Here is a 21,027-nt window from a genome sequence, read left to right as displayed (position 1 = left end):
ATTTTTAAAATTATTAGGATTTAGTCATGTCTATTCAATTTAAACAAAGCCTCATCCTTGGGGCGTGTCTGATGTCATCTTCTTGGAGCTTTGGCGCAGTCAAAGAATACCAATTAGTCATTGATGAAAGTCCCGTCAATTTAACGGGAAAGTCGTTAAAACGCATTAGCGTTAATGGGCAGTTTCCTGCACCTCTGCTTGAATTTGAGGAGGGCGATGATGCGGTCATTCGGGTTAAAAACAACTTAAAAAAACAGGATTCATCGATCCACTGGCATGGTTTGCTTTTGCCCGGGCTAATGGATGGTGTGCCAGGTTTTAACGGGTTTAATGGTATTCAGCCGAAGAGCGAATTTGTCTATAAGTTCAAAGTGCGCCAAAGTGGAACCTATTGGTATCACGCACACTCGAAAGGACAAGAGCAAGATGGGCTGTATGGCGCATTGGTCATTTATCCCAAAGACAAAAAGCCTTTAGCTCAGCATGAAAAAACTGAGCGTGACTATGTGGTGATGCTGTCGGACTTCCATGAGCAGAGTAGTGAACAAATTCAGAAGAATCTGAAAATTTCTGCCGAATATTATCAAAATCAGCGTGAAACCGTTGCTGATGTGTGGAAACAAGTACAGCGCGAGGGCTTAAAAGCCGCGTGGCAAGACCGTTCCATCTGGAACCAAATGCGCATGCTAAAAACGGATCTGTCCGATGTCACGGGTTATACCTTCCTGATCAATGGTAAAACGCCTGAGCAGAACTGGACAGGTATGTTTAAGCCGAATGAGAAGGTTCGGTTGCGTTTTATCAATGCTTCAGCCATGTCATTTTTTGATATCCGTATTCCTCACTTAAAAATGACCGTGGTCAGTGCAGATGGTCAACCCGTCAAACCCGTTCCTGTGGATGAGTTTCGGATTGGAACTGCTGAAACTTATGATGTGATTGTGGAACCGAAAGCAGGGCATTATCAAATTGAAGCAGAGTCGATTGACCGTTCAGGCTACGCCATTGGAACTTTACACAATGAGTTGACTCCAATGGCACAGAGCATACATATGCCTGCGCCACGTCCACGCTCATTGTTGACCATGGAAGATATGGGGCACGGCTCAGAACATTCAGGTATGGATCATTCACAGATAAACCATGAAACAATGCCTGAAATGGATCACTCCAAAATGAACCCTGAAGCGATGGCTGGTATGGATCATTCAAAGATGAATCATAAGACCATATCTGAGATGGATCATACACAGATGGGTCATGCGCAACAGAATACGACAGCAAGTTCGGTACAGGAAGCTGTTACACCAGTGTATGGGTGGGCGAATGCCTCTACGCCTAAAGGTGATAAGGCATTGCAATATAGCGATCTGAAATCCTTAGAGCCTCAAAAAGATACCCGTGAGGCGACGAGCGAGTTAGTGATTCGTTTGGGTGGAACTATGGAACGCTATTTGTGGACCATCAACGGGAAAAAATTTAGCGACGCTGAACCGTTGAAAGTGAAGTATGGCGAGCGTATTCGGATCAAATTTATCAATGACAGCATGATGGCGCATCCGATGCATTTGCACGGTATGTTTATGCAACTGGAAAATGGACAAGCCGCCGTTGATATGCCGAATAAGCACACTTTGATTGTACCACCGGGCAAAACAGTGACTGCTTTACTGACCGCAGATGAGTTAGGCGAATGGGCGATTCACTGTCATCTGCTGTATCACATGAGCTCAGGCATGATGAATAAACTGATTGTGGCCAATGTGAGTGATAGTCAAGTGTCCACCACCCCAATTCAAGAGCAAAAAACAGCAGCTCAAGCTGAACCAAAAGGAGATGAACATGCGCATCACTAATCTTTTTTCAGGTTTTGCCCTAGCTGTTAGTGTCTTATTGAGTTCGTTTGCTATGGCTGCCGAATCTCATGCACATCATGAAAAACAAAAAGCCAAATCTACAAGCCAAGATCAGTCCAAAGAAATGGCACATGAGCATCATCAGCATAGTGCCGATGAGCATACTCAGATGCTGAAACAGAAAAATGCGGTTGGTCTGCCTTCATCGGAGAAGCAAGCTCAGACTCAACCAAGCAAACAGTCGAAGGCTCAGAAAGGAGATCATCATGTACACCATTAATCTTTTTTCTAAAAGCATAGTGAGCAGTTCTTTCGTGTTGATGAGTGCTGCGGCTATGGCGCATGAAGGGCATCATATGCCTGCTGAAGCAAATGCAAATATGTCCATGACAACTGAGTCCGTGATGTCACAACATGCACAGCATCAGGCGATGACCACTCCAACTCAAGCTGTTCCACAGACTAGCGCACAACATGTACAGCAGATGAATCATGATTCAACAGCACATACGCATGATCACCGCAAAGAGCACGGCGCGCAAATTTATGCGGTCACCACCGTCGATAACAAGTGGTTGCTGAATGAAGATGGCGATGGTGGTTTAAAGTCTGAGTTTGAAACCCGTATCGGGACAGATGAAAATAAGCTGTTTATCAAGGTACATGCGGATAAGCAGGAAGCGCATAAGGCTGAATATGATGCCAAAGTGCTGTATAGCCGTATGATTTCAGACTTTTGGGATATACAGGCAGGTGCACGATACCGAGCTGAAAAAGTAGAGTATGAACAGCAGGGATGGGATACGGAAGAAAAAGTGGATGGGGTGCTTGGCTTACATGGTTTAGCGCCGTATTTCTTTGAAACTGATGCTTACGTATATGCTGGTGCAGACAACTATGCTGCGTTTAGTTTAGAAACCGAGCGGGACTTGTTACTGACCCAAAAGCTGATTTTTAAACCTTATTTAGATATGAATATTATTTTCAGTGATGACTCTAAATATGCCAAAAAATCGGGTCTCAGTAGTGCAGCCGTTGGTCTTGAGACACGTTATGAGATCAGCAAAAAAGTCATGCCTTATGTGGACATTGCCTATGAATATAGCAAAGGCAATGAAGCGACGGCTTGGCAGGCTGAAAGTGACGAAGAGAAAGGTTGGCAGTATGGAATGGGTATTCGCTTTAAGTTTTAAGTCGGACGTTTAGGTTTAAAGTAAATATTTGAGATTGCACCAATGTTGTGCTGAAAGAGTGATCTGCTGGTTCGGATCACTCTTTTTTGCGCTTTAATGATTTCTAAGTATGAAAATAATTCATTTTGGTGCGCTCTTTGCTATAATTTGAGGCATATTTAGGATGAACGACCTCCCTCATATTGAGAAAATTCGTCAGGACGGCCTGACTCTAGTGAAGAGGAGTCAGTAGCATGGCTTGGGTTTTTCTTATCTTTGCGGGTCTGTTTGAAATCGTTTGGGCATATTCAATGAAACTGTCCGAAGGGTTTAGCAAACTCACACCCAGCATCATTACCATTGTGTTCATGATTTTAAGTTTTGGTTTACTGGCCTATGCAATGCGAACATTGCCGCTAGGAACCGCGTATACCATTTGGACTGGGATTGGTGCGATTGGATCTTTCTTGGTGGGGATTTTTATTTTAGGTGAGCCAGCAACTGCTATGCGGATGTTTGCTGCGGTGCTGATTGTATCGGGCCTGATTTTGATGAAACTCTCATCCAGCTAAATTCATTTAAATATGTAGAGCTTCAAGCGATCCTTCGTTTGAAGCTTTGTTGTTTCTGCTCGGAATAAAAGGTGTTTTGCGTATGGCGTGGGTGATTTTAATTGTTGCAGGTTTGCTCGAAGTGGTTTGGGCCTATGCAATGAAAGTATCGGATGGTTTTACTAAACTGACACCGAGTATTTTAACCCTCGTATTTATGGTGGCCAGTTTTGCGTTGCTGTCTTATGCCATGAAGACCTTACCTTTGGGCACTGCCTATACGGTTTGGACAGGGATTGGCGCGATTGGTTCATTTTTGGTGGGTATCTTGATTTTAGGTGAACCTGCCAATGCCATGCGGATGCTCGCAGCGGTTTTAATTATTTCTGGGCTTGTACTGATGAAACTTTCATCGTCATAATGTTACATACATAGACAATTTTTGTGGTGAACCATGCGCTTATTTTTTAAATATATGCCATCTCCTGTCGGGGTACTGAGACTGGTGGCACATGATCAAGCCTTGGTTGCCGTATTGTGGGAAAATGAAAATCCCAAACGGGTACGTTTAGCTGAACTGGTCGAACACAATCAGCATCCGATTTTGCTGGAAACAGAGAAACAGTTGAGCGAATATTTTGCGACAAAACGTCAAAGTTTTGATTTGCCTTTGGATTTTTGGGGGACAGATTTCCAGAAGCAAGTTTGGCAGGCTTTATTGCAAATTCCTTTTGGTGAAACCCGAAGCTATAAAGATATTGCGCTACAGATTGGTAATGTCAAAGCCGTTCGTGCAGTGGGTGCGGCTAATGGCAAAAATCCAATTTCAATCATTGCGCCGTGTCATCGGGTTGTGGGGGCGAATGGAAAATTGGTCGGCTTTGCAGGCGGTCTGGACAATAAAGATATTTTATTGACGCTTGAGAAAATTGCGAATTAAGCGTGTGTTTCGGAGTTTTTACGTTCGTATTTTAGTTTAATAATTTAAAAGTAAGTACTTTGTTTTTTAATCTGTATTCTTTTGAAGAATCGTGTCTCTAACTCAAATAACGATGAATAATATGATGAGTCAAATTGTGGGGAATGTGTTTTCAGAGCTGTGGTGGATGCTACTGATCTTGTTCGGGATCGGCCTTTTAAAAGCGTTTAAGCCCTATCTGAAAGGGAGGTTTGGCGAGTTCGCAGTTCAAGCGCATGTGAAATTGTATTTGGATGAGCGTTATACTCTAATTAACGATGTGACTTTGCCTGATGAGCAGGGCGGAACGACTCAAATTGACCATATTGTATTGAGCCCCTTTGGTGTTTTTGTGATTGAAACCAAAAACTATAAGGGCTGGATTTTTGGTGGTGAGCGTCAAAAGATGTGGACGCAGAAAATTTATAAAAAGAGCTTTAAATTTCAAAATCCGCTGCATCAAAATTATAAACACGTCAAAGTGCTGCAAAGTGTGTTGCAAGATATTGTTGATGTAGATTATATCCATTCTGCTGTGGTGTTTATGCCTGAATGTGAGTTTAAAACTGCAATGCCCAGTACAGTATTTAAAGGTAAAACATGGGTCGATTATATTAAGACCTTTAACACAGAAGTGATTCCAGCGATGAAACTGAAACGGATTCAGCTTCGGATTGAAAAAGAAGTGTTAGAAAAGTCATGGAAAACCAACCGTGAGCATGTCGCACATTTAAAACAACGCCATCAAGACCGTTAAACAAAACCCTGCATACGCAGGGTTTTCTACTTAAAAACGCTTGGGAATTTTTTGACCGCCTTCAACAGGTGTTTCTGCCTGTTTTAATACACCAAAGAGCCATGTTTCGGCATGATGTACTGCGACTTTAACACTGTCACCTTGCGCCAAACGACCCGCAATAAAACTTGCCAGCGAACAACCTGAACCGTGATATTCACCAGCTAAACGCGGGCAGCGAGTTTCAGAAATGAGCTCGCCATTCACAAACAGGGCATTACGAATATAGTCCGGTGTGTCTTCATGACCACCTTTGACCAGTACCGCTTTGGCACCCATTTCAAATAGTTTTTGCGTTGCGGTAGCTAAGTCATCGAGACCTGTTAACGCTCGTAGTTCAACTGTATTTGGGGTAATAATGTCCGCCAATGGGATCAGCTCAACAAAAGCTTTGACTAAGGTTGCTTGATCACCCAGTGAACCGCCACTGTTCGCCACTAAAACAGGGTCGAGTACATATTTGTACTCAGGATGTTCACGTAGAAACTCAGCCAGTGCTGCAATATTATCAGTGGTGCCTAACATGCCAGATTTGACGGCTTTAATCGGTAAATCACCGACAACAGCGTTCGCCTGAGCTAACAGCAATTCTTTTGACGTCGCTTCAAAGCCAAACACTTGTTGCGAGTTTTGAACAGTGAGTGCTGTACACGCAATGGCTGCATGCGCACCACTTTGACCAATCGCTTCGATATCGGCCTGTAAACCAGCACCACCTGAAGGGTCTAAACCAGAAAAGCACAGTACGGTTGCGCGCACAGAAATATCCTTGTTGCGAAAATTTGCGATAGTATAGGCAACTTTGGCAGAACTCTCGATAGTATTTTATTTAAAGCCCAAGAAGGATCAGCTGTGATTAAACATATTTTGCTAGATTTAGATGGAACATTAACAGATCCGAAAGTTGGCATTACCACAAGTGCGCGTTATGGCTTAAACAAAGTCGGACACCCCATTGCTGAAGATCTAAACATTGACTGGATTATTGGGCCACCCCTAAAAGCGTCTTTGGCAAAACTCTTAAATGTTGCAGTGGACGATGTTTTGGCAGAGCAAGCTTTATTGGGCTATCGTGAGCGCTTTGCGGTGAAAGGTTTATATGAAAACCATTTATTTGCCGATGTTGAACCGACCTTAAAAAAACTGACCGAGCAGGGCTATCACTTGTATTTGGCGACAGCAAAACCTGAAATTTATGCACGTCAAATCTTAGAGCATTTCAATTTACTGCAATACTTTATCCATCCCTATGGCAGTGAACTGAACGGTGAGCGCACCAATAAGGGAGAGTTGATTGCTTATATTTTAGAAAAAGAGCAGTTAAAAGCGGAAGAGTGTCTGATGGTTGGTGATCGTGAGCATGACATTTTGGGTGCACGTCGTAACGGCATTGAAACCATTGCGGTGGAATACGGTTATGGTTCTGATCAAGAGTTGACGGAAGCCGCACCTAAAGCACGAATTAAAACCTTTGCCGATGTCTTGGACTTGATTTAACGCAGATAGGATTTAATTCGGACAGGATTTAAAGAACGTCTTTTTCGACTGCGCACGACTTTTCTATATTGAAACAGTCGTGCGCAGGGATTAAAAATTAAATGCCTAACATACGTCTAATTTCATTTGCTAACAGTGCAGGATTGGCCTGTTGATGCGGAATGCTAAGGCTGTTGAAGCTATCACCACGAAATTTACGATCCACTTCCAAAAGTACATGGGTTTGATGTTGCTCTGCCACAAAGGACACTTCAACTTCATTGATGCTGTTGAACAATTGCGTAGGTTTAAATTCAAGTTCTTGATAACAACCAATGCTCGAGTGGAAGCCGTTGCCACATAGTTGACCTTTTTCAACATCGACGGTCATTAACTGAAAACCGCATTGCTGCATGGCTTGAATAAACGCCTGCATAGCCGGTGTCGGGAAAATCTGTAAATAGTCTTTGTCAGTGGCATCGAGTCCCCAGCCCACATCTAAATGCGTATGTAACCACACTCGGGTTTTATTGATGCGGCAAGGCACATCTGTAACTGGCGTTTCAAAGGGCAGTTGAATCGAAAAAGGAAATGCATGTGACTGATGGGCTTGTAACTCAAAAGTCCCGCTAATGTGCCATTCGGCAATACTTAACGCACTATTGTACTCAGCATCATCCGATTCAACCTCGGCTGTGGTCATGAGCTTTAAATAAATACCGTTGATAATTTTATTAGACGCGGCACCTTTAAAAATAACCTCACCTTGAATGGCTTGACCCGCTTGTGGTGCGGTGGTGTGTAGACGAGTATCGACTTGAATGCCTTGTAAGCCAAGACTAGACATAAGTTTGTTAAACAAGGTGCAGAACTTCCAATAGGGAATCGATAGATTTTAAACATTTAAAGTGAATGCATTTTTAAAATGCATATTTTTAATAAGCTGTTAGCGAATATCCAAATAAAAACTTTCTTTGACTTCTTCCATCACAATATAACTGTGCGATGACGCTGAAGAGGGCAGTTTTTTTAGTAAATCACCCAATAGGCGTCGGTAGGCACTCATTTCTTTTAAACGGGCTTTGACCAAATAATCGAATTCACCTGAAATCAGATGGCATTCTAAAACTTCAGGGATTTCGACCAAGTCACGTGCCACTTGATCAAACACATCGCCAGACTTGGCCGATAGCTTAATTTCTAAAAATACCAATAAGTTTCGATCGACCAGTTGTGGATTGAGGCGTGCGTAGTAACCCATGATAATACCATCGCGCTCTAAGCGTTTGACACGTTCTGAACAGGGTGTGGTTGAGAGGTTGACGCGAGAGGCCAATTCACTAATCGCAATTCGTCCATCACGCTGTAAAATGTCTAAAATCTGCTGATCAATCCGATCTAATTTACGCATTATAAATTTCCTATGTTTAGAATTTTAGCGCGACAAAAATGGCGATTTACCTAGATTATAATATTAAAAACAGTGAAAAAAACTATTAACCTAAAAATATACTAGTGAAATAAACTAGTGTGTGTAAGGGATCAGTCATGCGTGTAATTGTCTTAGGTAGTGGTGTCATCGGTGTTGCAAGTGCATATTACCTTGCACAACAAGGCGCAAGCGTTACGGTTTTAGACCGTCAAGCTGGTCCTGCTGAAGAAACTAGCTTTGGTAACGCAGGGCAAATCTCTCCAGGTTATTCTACACCGTGGGCTGCACCCGGTATTCCGTTTAAAGCCGTAAAGTGGATGTTCCAACACCATGCACCTTTAGCGATTAACATCGATGGTAGCATGTGGCAGTTGAACTGGATGGCGCAAATGTTGAAAAACTGCAATCCACAAAGCTATGCTATTAACAAAGAACGTATGACGCGTGTTGCTGAATACAGCCGTGACTGCTTACGTGAACTGCGTAAAGAAACAGGCATTCACTATGAAAACCGCGCGAAAGGAACTTTGCAGGTTTTCCGTAATGAAGCACAACTAGATGCAGTACAACGTGACATCCAAGTATTAAAAGAATGTGGCGTCGACTACGAATTATTATTAAAAGATGACTTAGCCAAAGTCGAGCCAGCTTTAGCCTATGCCAAAGACAAACTGGTTGGTGGTTTACATCTACCGAATGATGAAACAGGTGACTGTTACCTATTTACCAATGCTTTGGCAAATCTTGCGAAAGACATGGGCGTAGAATTTAAATTTAACCAAAATGTTGAAAAATTAGTGGTTGAAGGGGATGAAATCAAAGGCGTGGTGGTTGATGGTCAAGTGCTTACAGCAGACCGTTATGTGCTTGCTTTTGGTAGTTATTCACGTGATTTCTTAAAACCATTGAATTTGAATTTGCCTGTGTACCCTGTCAAAGGCTACTCATTGACCATTCCAATTATAGATCCTGCATTTGCACCGCAGTCTACGGTTCTTGATGAAACTTATAAAATTGCCATTACGCGTTTTGACCAACGTATCCGTGTGGGTGGTATGGCTGAACTGAGTGGTTTCAACCACGGTTTAAACCAAGACCGCCGTGCGACCTTGGAAATGGTGACTCAAGACTTATTCCCAGGTGGAAATTTAGCTGAAGCAAGTTTCTGGACGGGTTTACGTCCAATGACACCAGACTCTACGCCGATTATTGGTGCGACTCGTTTTAAAAACTTATTCTTGAATACAGGACATGGCACCTTGGGTTGGACCATGGCATGTGGTTCAGGCAAGCTTATTAGTGACTTGGTGATGAACCATCAACCAGACATCAGTACTGAAGGCCTATCGATTCAACGTTATCCTTCAGCAGCCTAATTCGTTTTAGGTCATATTGATTCAAGGAAGAAGAAAATGCCACGTCCAATTACTGCAGTGATTCATAGTCAATCACTGCAGCATAATTTAAATGTTGCTCGCACGAAAATGCCGAATAGCCAAGTCTATGCGGTGGTCAAAGCCAATGCCTATGGTCATGGGATTGAACGCGTCTATCAAGCGTTCAAATCTGCCGATGGTTTTGCGCTGCTCGATTTGGCAGAGGCGAAACGCATCCGCGCTTTAGGCTGGATAGGTCCGGTTCTGTTACTCGAAGGTATTTTTTCAGAGCAAGACCTATTTGACTGCCATGAGCTGGGCCTAAGTTTCAGTATTCATAGTGAATATCAACTCGAATGGTTAGCGCGTTTTCCTTTAGAGGCGCAGTTCGATGTTTATTTAAAAATGAACAGCGGCATGAATCGTTTAGGTTTCCGTCCTGAACAATACCGTCAAGTGTGGCAGCAGCTTTCCAGTTTGCCTCAAGTTCAACGCTTGACCCATATGATGCATTTTTCGGATGCCGATGGTGAGCGTTTCGGACGTGAAGGCATTGCGCATCAATGCCAGTTATTTGATGCCATTACCCATGATCTGCCGGGTGCACGTTCTGTTAGCAACAGTGCAGCCATCTTACGCCATGAACAGTTGCAGTCGGATGTGATCCGTAGCGGCATCATGCTCTATGGCAGTTCTCCAGATTATCCAAGCCATTCGATTCAGGACTGGGACTTGCAACCTGCCATGAGTTTGCGCAGCGAGTTGATTGCCATTCAGCAATTAAAAGCAGGCGATAGCGTCGGTTATGGCTCAAAGTTCATTGCTGAAAGCGACATGCGTGTGGGTATTGTGGCTTGTGGTTATGCCGATGGTTATCAACGGATTACCGCAACAGGTACGCCTATTTTAGTTGATGGACAACGCAGCAGCTTGGTCGGGCGTGTCAGCATGGACATGTTGGCGGTCGATTTATCTCACCTTCCAAATGCCCAAGTCGGCAGTGAAGTGGTGCTGTGGGGTACATCGAAACAGGGTGCTGTACTCAGCATTGATGAAGTCGCAGCAGGTTCAGGCACGATTGGCTATGAGCTGATGTGTGCTGTCACTGCACGTGTCAATTTTATCCAAGATTAAATTTTATTTTTATACAGTTTCATACAAGGAAAGACCTATGTCACATTCAGACATTCAAAAATTCAACACCAACGAAGTCATGAGTGCAGTCACTGTGTTTAATCAAGTGGTGTATTTGTCAGGGCAAGTGCCAAAAAATACCGACAATGATGTCGCAGGTCAGACCCGTGAAATTTTAGCAACAATTGATGAGCTTTTAGCTTTGGCAAATACAGATAAATCACGTTTGTTATCTGCTCAGCTTTACATCAAAAATCTCTCTGATTTTTCTACAGTCAATGCGATTTGGATTGACTGGATGAATGGTTGTGTAGCACCTTCACGTGCCACGATTCAGGCTGATTTGGTTAATCCAAACTGGTTGATCGAAATTGCAGTGACGGCTGCACAAAACTAATTTTTAAACTCTCCCCGTGTATATCAGCGCTTGGGTTTCAACCGAAGTGCTGATGAGCGTATAAATGCCGCCCGTTAGGATAACGAGCACTGTATGAACATGGTTTATACGCAAAAAAGGACTTTAACAGGATGTTAAATTATGACGACTACCCCACAAGCTGACGGTGCAAATGCATCATCGCATGAATTACAACGGAAATTATCCAACCGCCACCTGCAATTGATTGCCATTGGTGGCGCGATTGGTACGGGCCTGTTCATGGGTTCGGGCAAAACCATCTCTCTTGCTGGTCCTTCTATCTTAATCATTTATATGATTATCGGGACCATGTTCTTCTTCCTGATGCGTGCATTGGGCGAAATTTTATTGTCAAATTTGCACTATAAGTCGTTTATCGATATGGCTCATGATCTGATTGGGCCAGGTGCGGGTTACTATATCGGTTGGTCCTATTGGCTCGGTTGGGTCTTGGTCGGTATTGCGGACTTGGCAGCCATTATTAACTATCTTGGCTTTTGGCTCCCACCAGACATGGCCTTTACTCCTATGGGACAGGCTTTAATCAGTGTCGGCTGTGTGCTGTTTGTCCTTGGGTTAAATTTGCTGACCGTGAAACTCTTTGGTGAAATTGAATTTTGGTTTGCTTTAATCAAAATTTTAGCCATTTTAGGGCTGATCGTGATTGGTGGCTTTATGGTGTTTAGCCATTTCCAAGCACCGGGCGGTTCAGTTGCAAGCTTTAGTCATGTTTGGTCGCATGGCGGGATGTTCCCTCAAGGTGGCAGTGGCTTTTTAGCAGGCTTCCAAATTGCACTCTTTGCCTTTGTCGGTGTAGAGCTGATTGGAACCATGGCTGCTGAAACCAAAGACCCTGAAAAGAACTTACCGAAAGCAGTGAATGCGATTCCAACCCGTATCATTTTGTTCTATGTCTTGTCGCTATTTGTGGTGATGTCGGTGACGCCGTGGAATCAAATTCCTGCGGATCAAAGCCCGTTCGTTTCACTATTTTTACATGCAGGTATCCCAACTTCAGCCATCATTATGAACTTGGTGGTACTGTCTTCAGTGATGTCTTCAATGAATAGTGGTGTGTTCTCTACATCACGTATGCTGTTTGGTTTGGCAAGAGAAGGGCAAGCACCACAGAGCCTAGCGCGTCTGTCAAAACGTGCGGTGCCAGCAAAAGGCTTATTCTTCTCATGTGCTTTTATCATGGCAGGTGCTGCGCTGCAGTACTTTGTACCAAACACGGTTGAAGCCTTTACATTAGCCAGCTCATTGTGTGTGATTCTGTTCATCAGTATCTGGAGCATTATTATGGTGTGCTATATCCGCTACCGTAAATTGCGTCCTGAGCTACATGCAAAATCGACTTTTAAAATGCCGGGCGGTGTTTGGATGTCTTATGTGGTCTTAATCTTCTTGTTCTTTACGTTGATTATTTTGAGTTTAGAGGCGGATACTCTTCGTGCACTCATGATCAGTCCACTATGGGTGATTGTTCTAGCCGTGACGTATCAACTGCTGTACAAGCCTCGTATGAAAAAACGTCTGTTAGGGCAGCAACTGGATAACTAAAATTCATTCTGTACTCGTGATGTTTGAAAGAAAGCCCTGCATAAGTAGGGCTTTCTTTTTGCTTGAGCTGAATTAATGGGTTCTAATTCAGTGTTAGATAATTGTATGATTTTATATATAAAAGCTGTCTAAATCAGGTGATTTCACTTTTAATGAGGCACTTTAAAATTTTAATAATGATTTATGCGTAATTATAAAATAGACATCCTGCGTGGCGTGTCCATCCTGTTGGTGCTGATTCACCATTTCAATATTCCTTATAAATTACACGATACCTTTCTCGGCATCTCAATTGGGGGCGAGAGCTTAAGTACTTTGATTGCAAGAAATGGCAACTATGGTGTGACCATGTTTTTTGTCATTTCAGGTTTTTTGATTACTCAGCATACCTTGCAGCGCAGTGGATCTTTGGCGCAGATTAAGCTGAAAGATTTTTATATCCGTCGTCTTGCTCGAATCATGCCGTGTCTGGTGTTATTGGTCACGATGGTCAGTGTGCTCGGAAGCTTAGGATTACAACCCTTTATCAATCAGTCGCCCAATGGCGTAGAAGTGTCCTATGCTGTCACCGTCCTTTCAGCTTTGAGCTTCTGGATGAATCTACTGATTATTGAATACGGCTGGGTGAACTATGCTTTGGGCGTATTGTGGTCTTTATCGGTTGAAGAAGTCTTCTATTTAGCGTTTCCTGTCCTGTGTTTAGCACTGGGTCGGGGCAAAGGCTTTATTATTTTTCTGCTCGTTGTCATTGCGTATGCACCGTATTTTCGTGCCCTCCATTTTGGCGAGGGAAGCGGCGCTTATCTGTATCATTATTTTTCTAGTTTCGATGGAATTGCCATTGGCTGCCTCACCGCAATATATGCGCAACATATTAAAGGTGTAATTTACAATCAAAAAATGATTGTTGCAGTAACAGCGTTTCTAATGACCGCTTTATATTTTTATGCACCCATCAAAGAGGTGAGTAGTTGGGGCATCAGCGTATTTGCTTTACTTACAGCGTTACTCATATTGTGTTTTACCCAAGACCTGAAAGTTAAACCTATCTCATACACGGCACGGAGTTTGGTCTGGATTGGACAGCGTAGCTATGAAATGTATCTGTTTCATTTGATTGTTCTCGGCTTAATGAAAGTGGTGTATTTCCCAAAAGAAACTTTAGCGGCTGAAAAGTTGATGTTGTTGCCTGTTTATTTTATCGCAGTGTTTATTTTGAGTTGGGTGATTGAGAAATATTATTCAACCCCGCTCAATTTAAAAATTCGTCAATCTTGGATACGCTCGTAATACTGATCTTGAACTGTGCTGTTGATTTTGTACAGACATTAAAAAGCCCCGAATCAATCGGGGCTTTTTAAGTGTGGGATTTTAAAATGTCGGTTTAACCACGACTAAAATCACCACAGCAAATAAAATGAGGGTCGGCATTTCATTAAAGAAGCGCCAGAACTTGTGTGACTTGTAATGCGCATGACCAATCAATTTCTTACGGTAATAACCGCAAACAAAGTGATAAATCACCAATAGTCCAACCAAACCGACTTTGAGGTAGAACCAAAGGGCTTCATGGTAGTGGCGCGTTGCATCACCCCAATCGACCAAGAAATGTGCCGTGATCAGTGTTGCAATCATCGACGGCCACATAATACCACGGTACAACTTACGCTCCATGACCTCAAAACGTTGATGACTGACGGCATCATCACTCATGGCATGGTAAACATAGAGCCGTGGTAAGTAGAACAATGCAGCGAACCAACACACCACGGCAATAATATGTAATGCTTTTACCCACAAGAAAGCATCAGAAGGAGCATCCATCAAGTCACCCTAAAATGAGCGGCTTAGCCTTCCCACTTTTTGAAAATGAGACATGCATTTACGCCGCCAAAACCGAAACTGTTACTCATCACAGTATTCAATTTTGCGTCACGTTTTTCAAGCACGATATCAAATGGTTTTGCGCCTTCATCCAGTTCAGTCACGTTGATGTTGGGTGCAATAAAATCATTTTGCATCATTAGGACAGAGTAGATTGCTTCTTGTACGCCCGCTGCACCTAAGCTATGACCTGTCATTGACTTGGTTGAGCTGAGTGGAGGAACTTGACCTTCGCCAAATGCACGTTCCATTGCTTTTAATTCAGTGATGTCACCGGCAGGCGTCGACGTACCATGCGTATTCACATAGTCAATTTTGTCTACGCCGTGTTGTTTTGCTTCTTCAAGTGCCATCAGTACACAACGTGTCGCACCTTCACCCGATGGCGCAACCATGTCTGCACCATCACTGTTTGCCGCATAGCCCACAACTTCAGCCAAAATGTTGGCACCACGTGCTTGCGCATGTTCTAAAGACTCAAGCACTACAAAACCGCCACCGCCAGCAATCACGAAACCGTCACGGTCAGCAGAGTAAGGACGAGACGCTGTTTCTGGTGTGTCATTGTATTTTGAGCACAGTGCACCCATCGCATCAAATAACAAGCTTTGAGACCAGTGATCTTCTTCACCGCCACCTGCAAGCATGAGGTCTTGCTTGCCCAATTGAATCAGGTTATAAGCATAACCAATTGCATCAGCAGACGTTGCGCATGCGCTGGTAATGGTGTGTGCAACACCTTGCATTTTAAAAGCAACGCCAACGTTTGCCGTAATTGTGTTCGACATATTACGAGGTACGAAGAACGGACCAACTTTACGTGCGCCTTTGGTGTCTAACAATTCTTTCATTTCAACTACAGATGCAGTTGAACCACCACCTGAACCACCCGCGATACCATAGCGTGGATTGCCACCAATTTGCTCTGCTGTTAAGCCTGCATTTTCAACCGCAGCAACCGCAGCATTGTATGCATACATGGCACAAACACCCATAAAGCGTTTTAGCTTACGGTCGATGCCATCAAAGTCTTGTTCAGCAGCAGCGCTGATATGGCTTTTAAAATTGAGTTCAGCATAGGTTGGGTTAAAACGTGTCCCAGAAATCCCGTTTTGTAATGCATGAGTAACTTCTTCCAAAGTATTACCGATACATGAGTTGATACCCATGCCAGTGATTACTACACGTTTCATTTAAAGATCCCTTATATGGTGGTTTTGCAGAGTTGCGCTTAAAGATGAATCAACAATTTATTTCTAAGCCAATTGCAACTCTTATGTTTTCAATGCAGATCATAATAGCAGAAAGAATTTTTAATTCTTATGGCAAATCCTATGCCAATTTGACTTGTCTTAAAATCAGGAGCAGGGCATTTCAACTTTACTAAAAGACACATATTCTTATTGAGATAAATGCGTACTACACCTAGTATTTAGCTAGAAATGAAAGATTATAAAGTACGGGGTACGGAATGGCGGATTCAAACAATAAACAGCGCAGTGGTTTCTTTTCAAATGCCTTCGGAGTGGCTAAAAAGCTCAGTCATACAGGTTTAAACATATTAAACCAAGTGAGCCCAGATACGGCCTCAGCACTGACCAATGCTACAACTGGTGATAGTGCGAGTACAAAAACAAAATCGAAAAATAAGCGTTATGAACACCCGCAGCAAGTCTTAAGAGACCATCTGCCGACAGTATCGCGTCATTTATTGGGACGTCATTATGTCAACGCAAATCGAGTGGCACATTTTGTGTCGCCACAACTTTCCGATAAAGCCGCAGATTATTTTTTTAGCCAGCTCAATCAATTTAGCTCAAGTATGAGCTCGGTCGATGCCGTTTTAGATGAAGCAGGCGTGCGTGATTTAGAAATGCTGACCCAAGATGTCGACCGTTCAAAACGGATTAGTCAGGCATTGTCCGAACAAAATAAAATTATTGCTATCTTGCAAGGCGCACTGACTGGAGCAACGGGCTTTGTGGGCTCAACCGTAGATGTCCCTGCTTCCTTGGTGATGTCGTTACGTATGATCTACCAAGTGGGACGTTCTTATGGTTTTGACTTAACTAAAGAGTCCGATCAAGACATCGTCCAGTTTATTTTTAAACAGATTGATCTTGGGCTGATTGCGGAAAAACAAACTTTGTTGATGGCGATAAAAGCCATTTCAAATACCTTGCAAACCCATGATGTCTCTCAGTTACAACAGCTTTTAGGTTCAAGCAATGATATTGAAGCCTTAAAGAAATGGTTGACCAATGCCGATGGTCAGCTGAAATGGGGGCAGTCGATTGCTAACCTATCGCTACTGAATAAGTTAGCAAAACTCACACCAATTGCCAGTGCAGGGGTGAGTGCAGCTTATAGTTGGCGCCTTGTTGATGATGTACACCAAAAAGCACAACTGGTTTTTTCAGAAGCCCGTCAATATATCATCCAACAAAAAGATACCAGCCTTAGTGCTTTAACAGCATATGAACGCTCACTTGAGCTTTTGGTGAAAGCCTCACCAAGACTATTGTCACAGCGCAGTACATCAGAGACCGATGGTTCAGATTTGAAACTTGGGGCTGAAGTGGAGTTAAATGGTCATCAAAGCATTACCAAGGTTAAAATCCAGAAAAAGTCTGACAAAGTTACAGAGCCTGTCGCAACCGAAGAACGTGTTCAACAAGGGCTGGAACAACTCGCAGATCAAATGATTGAACCCCATGATGCTGTTGCACCGCAGCAACCAGCCCTACAAATGGAAGAGGATCTTGCAGATTTATATCCAGTGGATGAGGTTGAGGAGACCACACAGAACAATAATGAGTCTTTTACGGAAAATGAACCCAATATGGCTTCAAAAGTCACAGCAAAACCCGCTGTAGAGCCGACTGAAAAAAAGGTTACAAAAAGACGAAATGCGCCAAGTAAAAAATAAACCCTTTAAAATAGATAGAAATTTGTAAAAGCCCTGATTTGGTCAACATTACATGTAGTTTGAAATGTTGACCATTTTTACGTCTTAGCTTACAATTGCATGCCCTCAAAAAGTCGTCTTTTTTTGGGTTTTTTATTAACGGGAGAATTGCCAAATGGCAACAACAAATCAGTTGATCCGTAAGGGTCGTACGACTTTAGTTGAAAAATCTAAAGTTCCTGCGTTGAAGGCTTGTCCACAACGTCGTGGTGTTTGTACACGTGTTTACACAACTACACCTAAAAAACCTAACTCAGCAATGCGTAAAGTTTGCCGTGTGCGTTTAACTTCTGGCTTTGAAGTTTCTAGCTACATCGGTGGTGAAGGCCACAACCTACAAGAGCACAGTGTTGTTCTTATCCGTGGTGGTCGTGTTAAAGACTTACCAGGTGTACGTTACCATACCGTTCGTGGTTCTTTAGACTGTGCTGGTGTGAAAGATCGTAACCAGTCTCGTTCTAAATACGGTACTAAACGTCCTAAGAAATAATCTTTCGAGATTAACCTCTTAGTTCGCTAGAACTGCAATCCTTTATCGTCTCGCTTGTCTGATTTCTGCATTAATTTTGTGAAATTCAAGCGACGTGTAGTAAGGCCAGCGAAAGCACATGACACTTTGTGCTACGGCTGGATTAACCTGAAGTGTCATATATATAGGTAGTTTAAAATGCCAAGACGTCGCGTAGTTGCTGCTCGTGAAATCCTTCCGGATCCTAAGTTCAGCAGCCAAACAATCGCTAAATTCATGAACCACGTAATGCAAGATGGTAAAAAATCTATTGCTGAAAGTATCGTTTACGGTGCTTTAGACCGCGTTCAAGAAAAAAACAAAGTAGACCCAGTTGAATTTTTCGAGACTACTCTTGAAAAAGTTCGTCCTATGGTTGAAGTAAAAGCACGCCGTGTTGGTGGTGCTACTTATCAAGTACCTATGGAAGTACGCCCATCCCGTCGTACTGCTCTAGCTATGCGTTGGTTAGTAGATGCTGCTGCTAAGCGTTCTGAAAAAACTATGGCTTTACGTCTTGCTGGTGAGTTGCTTGATGCAGCTGAAGGTAAAGGCGCAGCGGTTAAAAAACGTGATGACGTGCATCGTATGGCTGAAGCCAACAAAGCATTCTCTCACTACCGCTTCTAAGCGACTAAAACAGCCCCTATTCAGGAGGGTGACAGCTTGGCTTACGCCAAACTGTCATCGAATCGCTTTAAGCTGTTCGTCAGCTTAAAGCGCCTGTTTTAAACAACAAAATTTAGGAATGCAAGAAATCATGGCTCGTCAAACCCCAATTTCTCGTTATCGTAACATTGGTATTTCTGCGCACATTGATGCGGGTAAAACCACAACTACAGAACGTATTTTGTTCTACACAGGTGTATCTCACAAAATTGGTGAAGTACACGATGGTGCAGCAACAATGGACTGGATGGAGCAAGAGCAAGAACGTGGTATTACCATTACTTCTGCTGCTACGACTACATTCTGGTCAGGTATGTCTAAACAGTTCCCTGAACACCGTATCAACGTAATTGATACACCGGGACACGTTGACTTCACAATTGAAGTTGAACGTTCTATGCGTGTTCTTGATGGTGCGTGTATGGTTTACTGTGCTGTAGGTGGTGTACAACCTCAGTCTGAAACTGTATGGCGTCAAGCGAACAAATACCAAGTGCCTCGTTTAGCATTCGTGAACAAGATGGACCGTACAGGTGCAAACTTCTTCCGTGTTGTTGAACAAATGAAGACACGTTTAGGTGCAGCTCCTGTACCTGTAGTAATCCCTGTTGGCGCTGAAGAAAACTTCCAAGGCGTAATCGACTTGATCGAAATGAAAGCGATCATTTGGGATGAAGCTTCACAAGGTATGCAGTTCGAATACGGTGAAATCCCGGCTGAACTTCAAGCTACTGCTGAAGAATGGCGTGTAAACATGGTTGAAGCTGCTGCTGAAGCTTCTGAAGAGCTAATGGACAAATACCTAGAAGAAGGCGAACTATCTAAAGAAGATATCGTTGCTGGTCTACGTGTTCAAACTTTGGCTTGTCAAATTCAACCAATGCTTTGTGGTACAGCGTTCAAAAACAAAGGTGTTCAACGTATGTTGGACGCAGTAATTGAATTCTTACCGTCGCCTACAGAAGTTAAAGCGATTGAAGGTGTTCTTGACGATAAGGCTGAAACTAAAGCGATTCGTGAAGCATCTGACGAAGCTCCGTTCTCTGCGCTTGCGTTCAAAATCATGAACGACAAATTCGTAGGTAACTTAACTTTCGTACGTGTTTACTCTGGTGTTCTTAAACAAGGTGATTCTGTTTATAACCCAGTTAAATCTAAACGTGAACGTATCGGCCGTATCGTGCAAATGCACGCGAACGATCGTCAAGACGTTGAAGAAATTCGTGCGGGTGATATCGCTGCGTGTGTAGGTCTTAAAGACGTAACTACGGGTGATACACTTTGTGATGAGAAAAATGTCATCACACTTGAGCGTATGGAATTCCCAGAGCCAGTAATTGCATTGGCTGTTGAACCAAAAACTAAAGCTGACCAAGAAAAAATGTCAATTGCTTTAGGTCGTTTGGCTAAGGAAGATCCATCATTCCGCGTTCGTACTGACGAAGAGTCAGGTCAAACAATTATTGCTGGTATGGGTGAACTTCACCTTGACATCATTGTTGATCGTATGAAGCGTGAATTCGGTGTTGAAGCAAACATTGGTAAACCAATGGTTTCTTACCGTGAAACGATCAAGAAAACAGTTGAACAAGAAGGTAAATTCGTACGTCAAACTGGTGGTAAAGGTAAATTTGGTCACGTATACGTACGTTTAGAGCCAATGGATCCTGAATCAGAAAAAGATTACGAATTCGTTGAAGAAGTTGTTGGTGGTGTAGTTCCTAAAGAATTCTTCGGTGCTGTGGATAAAGGTATCCAAGAGCGTATGAAGAATGGTGTCCTTGCTGGTTACCCAGTTGTTGGCATCAAAGCTACATTGTTTGACGGTTCTTACCACGATGTCGATTCGGACGAATTATCGTTCAAAATGGCAGGTTCTTACGCATTCCGTGACGGTTTCATGAAAGCAGATCCTATCTTGCTTGAACCGATCATGAAAGTTGAAGTAGAAACTCCAGAAGACTACATGGGCGATATCATGGGTGACTTAAACCGTCGTCGTGGTATGGTTCAAGGTATGGACGACTTGCCTGGCGGTACTAAAGCAATTAAAGCTGAAGTTCCACTTGCAGAGATGTTTGGTTACGCGACTCAAATGCGTTCTATGTCTCAAGGCCGTGCAACATACTCTATGGAATTTGCTAAATATGCTGAAACTCCACGTAACGTGGCTGAAGGCATCATTTCTAAATTCCAGTCTGGCGGTAAAAAAGGTGACGACGAGTAATCTTTCGATTACTATAAGCCCAAACTAATTCATAGTTAA

Annotated in this window: 22 protein-coding genes; 17 read left to right on the top strand and 5 right to left on the bottom strand. The window is 43.0% G+C overall.

Features of this window, described 5'->3' with window-relative positions; genetic code table 11:
• Nucleotides 1–26: 26 nt before the first annotated feature.
• From AC4CUZ_RS18445 to AC4CUZ_RS18415, 7 genes are all read left to right on the top strand, one after another.
• Nucleotides 27–1,856: a copper resistance system multicopper oxidase gene (locus AC4CUZ_RS18445; RefSeq protein ID WP_201950145.1), complete on the top strand. Its 1,830-nt coding sequence runs from the start codon at nucleotides 27–29 to the stop codon at nucleotides 1,854–1,856.
• Complete coding sequence (locus AC4CUZ_RS18440) at nucleotides 1,843–2,136, top strand: hypothetical protein (protein ID WP_201950148.1); 294 nt, start codon at nucleotides 1,843–1,845, stop codon at nucleotides 2,134–2,136. The genes AC4CUZ_RS18445 and AC4CUZ_RS18440 overlap by 14 nt, the downstream gene beginning before the upstream one ends.
• Entirely contained in the window at nucleotides 2,123–3,049 is a 927-nt protein-coding gene (locus AC4CUZ_RS18435; protein WP_201950151.1) for a copper resistance protein B, read from the top strand. The genes AC4CUZ_RS18440 and AC4CUZ_RS18435 overlap by 14 nt, the downstream gene beginning before the upstream one ends.
• A 233-nt stretch (nucleotides 3,050–3,282) precedes the next feature.
• On the top strand, nucleotides 3,283–3,600 hold the full coding sequence (sugE, locus tag AC4CUZ_RS18430; protein ID WP_005400191.1) for a quaternary ammonium compound efflux SMR transporter SugE: 318 nt from the start codon (nucleotides 3,283–3,285) through the stop codon (nucleotides 3,598–3,600).
• An 82-nt stretch (nucleotides 3,601–3,682) separates the two neighbouring features.
• Entirely contained in the window at nucleotides 3,683–4,000 is a 318-nt protein-coding gene (sugE, locus tag AC4CUZ_RS18425; RefSeq protein WP_010325989.1) for a quaternary ammonium compound efflux SMR transporter SugE, read from the top strand.
• Nucleotides 4,001–4,033: 33 nt separating this feature from the next.
• The gene (locus AC4CUZ_RS18420) at nucleotides 4,034–4,519 is read left to right on the top strand and encodes a methylated-DNA--[protein]-cysteine S-methyltransferase (RefSeq protein ID WP_279042859.1); all 486 of its coding nucleotides are present in this window, start codon (nucleotides 4,034–4,036) and stop codon (nucleotides 4,517–4,519) included.
• Between the two features lie 121 nt (nucleotides 4,520–4,640).
• A complete protein-coding gene (locus tag AC4CUZ_RS18415; RefSeq protein ID WP_419381116.1) occupies nucleotides 4,641–5,294 on the top strand; it encodes a nuclease-related domain-containing protein in 654 nt (217 codons plus the stop codon).
• Between the two features lie 30 nt (nucleotides 5,295–5,324).
• Here the strand turns inward: AC4CUZ_RS18415 and AC4CUZ_RS18410 are convergent, their stop codons facing one another.
• Nucleotides 5,325–6,092, bottom strand: coding sequence for a hydroxymethylpyrimidine/phosphomethylpyrimidine kinase (locus tag AC4CUZ_RS18410; protein WP_183174418.1), 768 nt, complete (start codon nucleotides 6,090–6,092; stop codon nucleotides 5,325–5,327).
• Between the two features lie 93 nt (nucleotides 6,093–6,185).
• Between AC4CUZ_RS18410 and AC4CUZ_RS18405 the strand changes: the two genes are divergently transcribed.
• Nucleotides 6,186–6,830: an HAD-IA family hydrolase gene (locus tag AC4CUZ_RS18405; protein WP_201950162.1), complete on the top strand. Its 645-nt coding sequence runs from the start codon at nucleotides 6,186–6,188 to the stop codon at nucleotides 6,828–6,830.
• A 97-nt stretch (nucleotides 6,831–6,927) separates the two neighbouring features.
• Here the strand turns inward: AC4CUZ_RS18405 and AC4CUZ_RS18400 are convergent, their stop codons facing one another.
• Nucleotides 6,928–7,671 carry a sporulation protein gene (locus tag AC4CUZ_RS18400; RefSeq protein WP_201950164.1) on the bottom strand — a complete coding sequence of 248 codons (744 nt, stop codon included), beginning with the start codon at nucleotides 7,669–7,671 and terminating at the stop codon, nucleotides 6,928–6,930.
• Between the two features lie 84 nt (nucleotides 7,672–7,755).
• Complete coding sequence (locus AC4CUZ_RS18395; protein WP_004694947.1) at nucleotides 7,756–8,220, bottom strand: Lrp/AsnC ligand binding domain-containing protein; 465 nt, start codon at nucleotides 8,218–8,220, stop codon at nucleotides 7,756–7,758.
• A gap of 137 nt (nucleotides 8,221–8,357) precedes the next feature.
• On the opposite strand from AC4CUZ_RS18395, the gene AC4CUZ_RS18390 reads away from it, so the two are divergent.
• The 5 genes from AC4CUZ_RS18390 (at nucleotide 8,358) to AC4CUZ_RS18370 (ending at nucleotide 14,022) form a co-directional block, all read left to right on the top strand.
• The gene (locus tag AC4CUZ_RS18390) at nucleotides 8,358–9,617 is read left to right on the top strand and encodes a D-amino acid dehydrogenase (RefSeq protein WP_218645688.1); all 1,260 of its coding nucleotides are present in this window, start codon (nucleotides 8,358–8,360) and stop codon (nucleotides 9,615–9,617) included.
• 36 nt (nucleotides 9,618–9,653) lie between these two features.
• Nucleotides 9,654–10,751, top strand: a complete 1,098-nt coding sequence (gene alr / locus AC4CUZ_RS18385) for an alanine racemase (protein WP_201950171.1) — start codon at nucleotides 9,654–9,656, stop codon at nucleotides 10,749–10,751.
• A gap of 37 nt (nucleotides 10,752–10,788) precedes the next feature.
• The gene (locus AC4CUZ_RS18380; RefSeq protein WP_004694941.1) at nucleotides 10,789–11,148 is read left to right on the top strand and encodes a RidA family protein; all 360 of its coding nucleotides are present in this window, start codon (nucleotides 10,789–10,791) and stop codon (nucleotides 11,146–11,148) included.
• 141 nt (nucleotides 11,149–11,289) lie between these two features.
• On the top strand, nucleotides 11,290–12,732 hold the full coding sequence (locus AC4CUZ_RS18375; protein WP_176537218.1) for an amino acid permease: 1,443 nt from the start codon (nucleotides 11,290–11,292) through the stop codon (nucleotides 12,730–12,732).
• Between the two features lie 183 nt (nucleotides 12,733–12,915).
• On the top strand, nucleotides 12,916–14,022 hold the full coding sequence (locus AC4CUZ_RS18370) for an acyltransferase family protein (protein ID WP_279042848.1): 1,107 nt from the start codon (nucleotides 12,916–12,918) through the stop codon (nucleotides 14,020–14,022).
• A gap of 81 nt (nucleotides 14,023–14,103) precedes the next feature.
• Here the strand turns inward: AC4CUZ_RS18370 and AC4CUZ_RS18365 are convergent, their stop codons facing one another.
• Nucleotides 14,104–14,556 carry a CopD family protein gene (locus tag AC4CUZ_RS18365; protein WP_005011820.1) on the bottom strand — a complete coding sequence of 151 codons (453 nt, stop codon included), beginning with the start codon at nucleotides 14,554–14,556 and terminating at the stop codon, nucleotides 14,104–14,106.
• A 23-nt stretch (nucleotides 14,557–14,579) separates the two neighbouring features.
• Nucleotides 14,580–15,809: a beta-ketoacyl synthase N-terminal-like domain-containing protein gene (locus tag AC4CUZ_RS18360; protein ID WP_004694933.1), complete on the bottom strand. Its 1,230-nt coding sequence runs from the start codon at nucleotides 15,807–15,809 to the stop codon at nucleotides 14,580–14,582.
• 278 nt (nucleotides 15,810–16,087) lie between these two features.
• Here AC4CUZ_RS18360 and AC4CUZ_RS18355 point away from each other — a divergent pair, with 278 nt between their 5' ends.
• The 4 genes from AC4CUZ_RS18355 (at nucleotide 16,088) to fusA (ending at nucleotide 20,988) form a co-directional block, all read left to right on the top strand.
• Nucleotides 16,088–17,545, top strand: coding sequence for an EcsC family protein (locus tag AC4CUZ_RS18355; RefSeq protein WP_419381114.1), 1,458 nt, complete (start codon nucleotides 16,088–16,090; stop codon nucleotides 17,543–17,545).
• A gap of 154 nt (nucleotides 17,546–17,699) precedes the next feature.
• Entirely contained in the window at nucleotides 17,700–18,074 is a 375-nt protein-coding gene (gene rpsL / locus AC4CUZ_RS18350) for a 30S ribosomal protein S12 (RefSeq protein ID WP_002050319.1), read from the top strand.
• Between the two features lie 177 nt (nucleotides 18,075–18,251).
• The gene (gene rpsG / locus AC4CUZ_RS18345) at nucleotides 18,252–18,722 is read left to right on the top strand and encodes a 30S ribosomal protein S7 (RefSeq protein WP_004694929.1); all 471 of its coding nucleotides are present in this window, start codon (nucleotides 18,252–18,254) and stop codon (nucleotides 18,720–18,722) included.
• A 130-nt stretch (nucleotides 18,723–18,852) separates the two neighbouring features.
• Complete coding sequence (fusA, locus tag AC4CUZ_RS18340) at nucleotides 18,853–20,988, top strand: elongation factor G (protein WP_004694927.1); 2,136 nt, start codon at nucleotides 18,853–18,855, stop codon at nucleotides 20,986–20,988.
• The last annotated feature ends 39 nt before the right edge of the window (nucleotides 20,989–21,027 follow it).

The sequence above is a fragment of the Acinetobacter sp. 789_lipA genome, from assembly GCF_058242845.1.
This window is presented reverse-complemented; position numbering and strand designations above follow the sequence as displayed.

Bases quoted from the DNA above. Each gene is read 5' to 3' on its own strand.
- AC4CUZ_RS18375 (WP_176537218.1), top strand. From the start codon at position 11,290: ATGACGACTACCCCACAAGCTGACGGTGCAAATGCATCATCGCATGAA.
- AC4CUZ_RS18380 (WP_004694941.1), top strand. From the start codon at position 10,789: ATGTCACATTCAGACATTCAAAAATTCAACACCAACGAAGTCATGAGT.
- rpsG (WP_004694929.1), top strand. From the start codon at position 18,252: ATGCCAAGACGTCGCGTAGTTGCTGCTCGTGAAATCCTTCCGGATCCT.
- AC4CUZ_RS18440 (WP_201950148.1), top strand. From the start codon at position 1,843: ATGCGCATCACTAATCTTTTTTCAGGTTTTGCCCTAGCTGTTAGTGTC.
- AC4CUZ_RS18365 (WP_005011820.1), bottom strand. From the start codon at position 14,556: ATGGATGCTCCTTCTGATGCTTTCTTGTGGGTAAAAGCATTACATATT.
- AC4CUZ_RS18435 (WP_201950151.1), top strand. From the start codon at position 2,123: ATGTACACCATTAATCTTTTTTCTAAAAGCATAGTGAGCAGTTCTTTC.
- AC4CUZ_RS18445 (WP_201950145.1), top strand. From the start codon at position 27: ATGTCTATTCAATTTAAACAAAGCCTCATCCTTGGGGCGTGTCTGATG.
- sugE (WP_005400191.1), top strand. From the start codon at position 3,283: ATGGCTTGGGTTTTTCTTATCTTTGCGGGTCTGTTTGAAATCGTTTGG.
- alr (WP_201950171.1), top strand. From the start codon at position 9,654: ATGCCACGTCCAATTACTGCAGTGATTCATAGTCAATCACTGCAGCAT.
- fusA (WP_004694927.1), top strand. From the start codon at position 18,853: ATGGCTCGTCAAACCCCAATTTCTCGTTATCGTAACATTGGTATTTCT.
- AC4CUZ_RS18395 (WP_004694947.1), bottom strand. From the start codon at position 8,220: ATGCGTAAATTAGATCGGATTGATCAGCAGATTTTAGACATTTTACAG.
- AC4CUZ_RS18355 (WP_419381114.1), top strand. From the start codon at position 16,088: ATGGCGGATTCAAACAATAAACAGCGCAGTGGTTTCTTTTCAAATGCC.
- rpsL (WP_002050319.1), top strand. From the start codon at position 17,700: ATGGCAACAACAAATCAGTTGATCCGTAAGGGTCGTACGACTTTAGTT.
- AC4CUZ_RS18360 (WP_004694933.1), bottom strand. From the start codon at position 15,809: ATGAAACGTGTAGTAATCACTGGCATGGGTATCAACTCATGTATCGGT.
- AC4CUZ_RS18370 (WP_279042848.1), top strand. From the start codon at position 12,916: ATGCGTAATTATAAAATAGACATCCTGCGTGGCGTGTCCATCCTGTTG.
- AC4CUZ_RS18390 (WP_218645688.1), top strand. From the start codon at position 8,358: ATGCGTGTAATTGTCTTAGGTAGTGGTGTCATCGGTGTTGCAAGTGCA.
- sugE (WP_010325989.1), top strand. From the start codon at position 3,683: ATGGCGTGGGTGATTTTAATTGTTGCAGGTTTGCTCGAAGTGGTTTGG.
- AC4CUZ_RS18420 (WP_279042859.1), top strand. From the start codon at position 4,034: ATGCGCTTATTTTTTAAATATATGCCATCTCCTGTCGGGGTACTGAGA.
- AC4CUZ_RS18415 (WP_419381116.1), top strand. From the start codon at position 4,641: ATGATGAGTCAAATTGTGGGGAATGTGTTTTCAGAGCTGTGGTGGATG.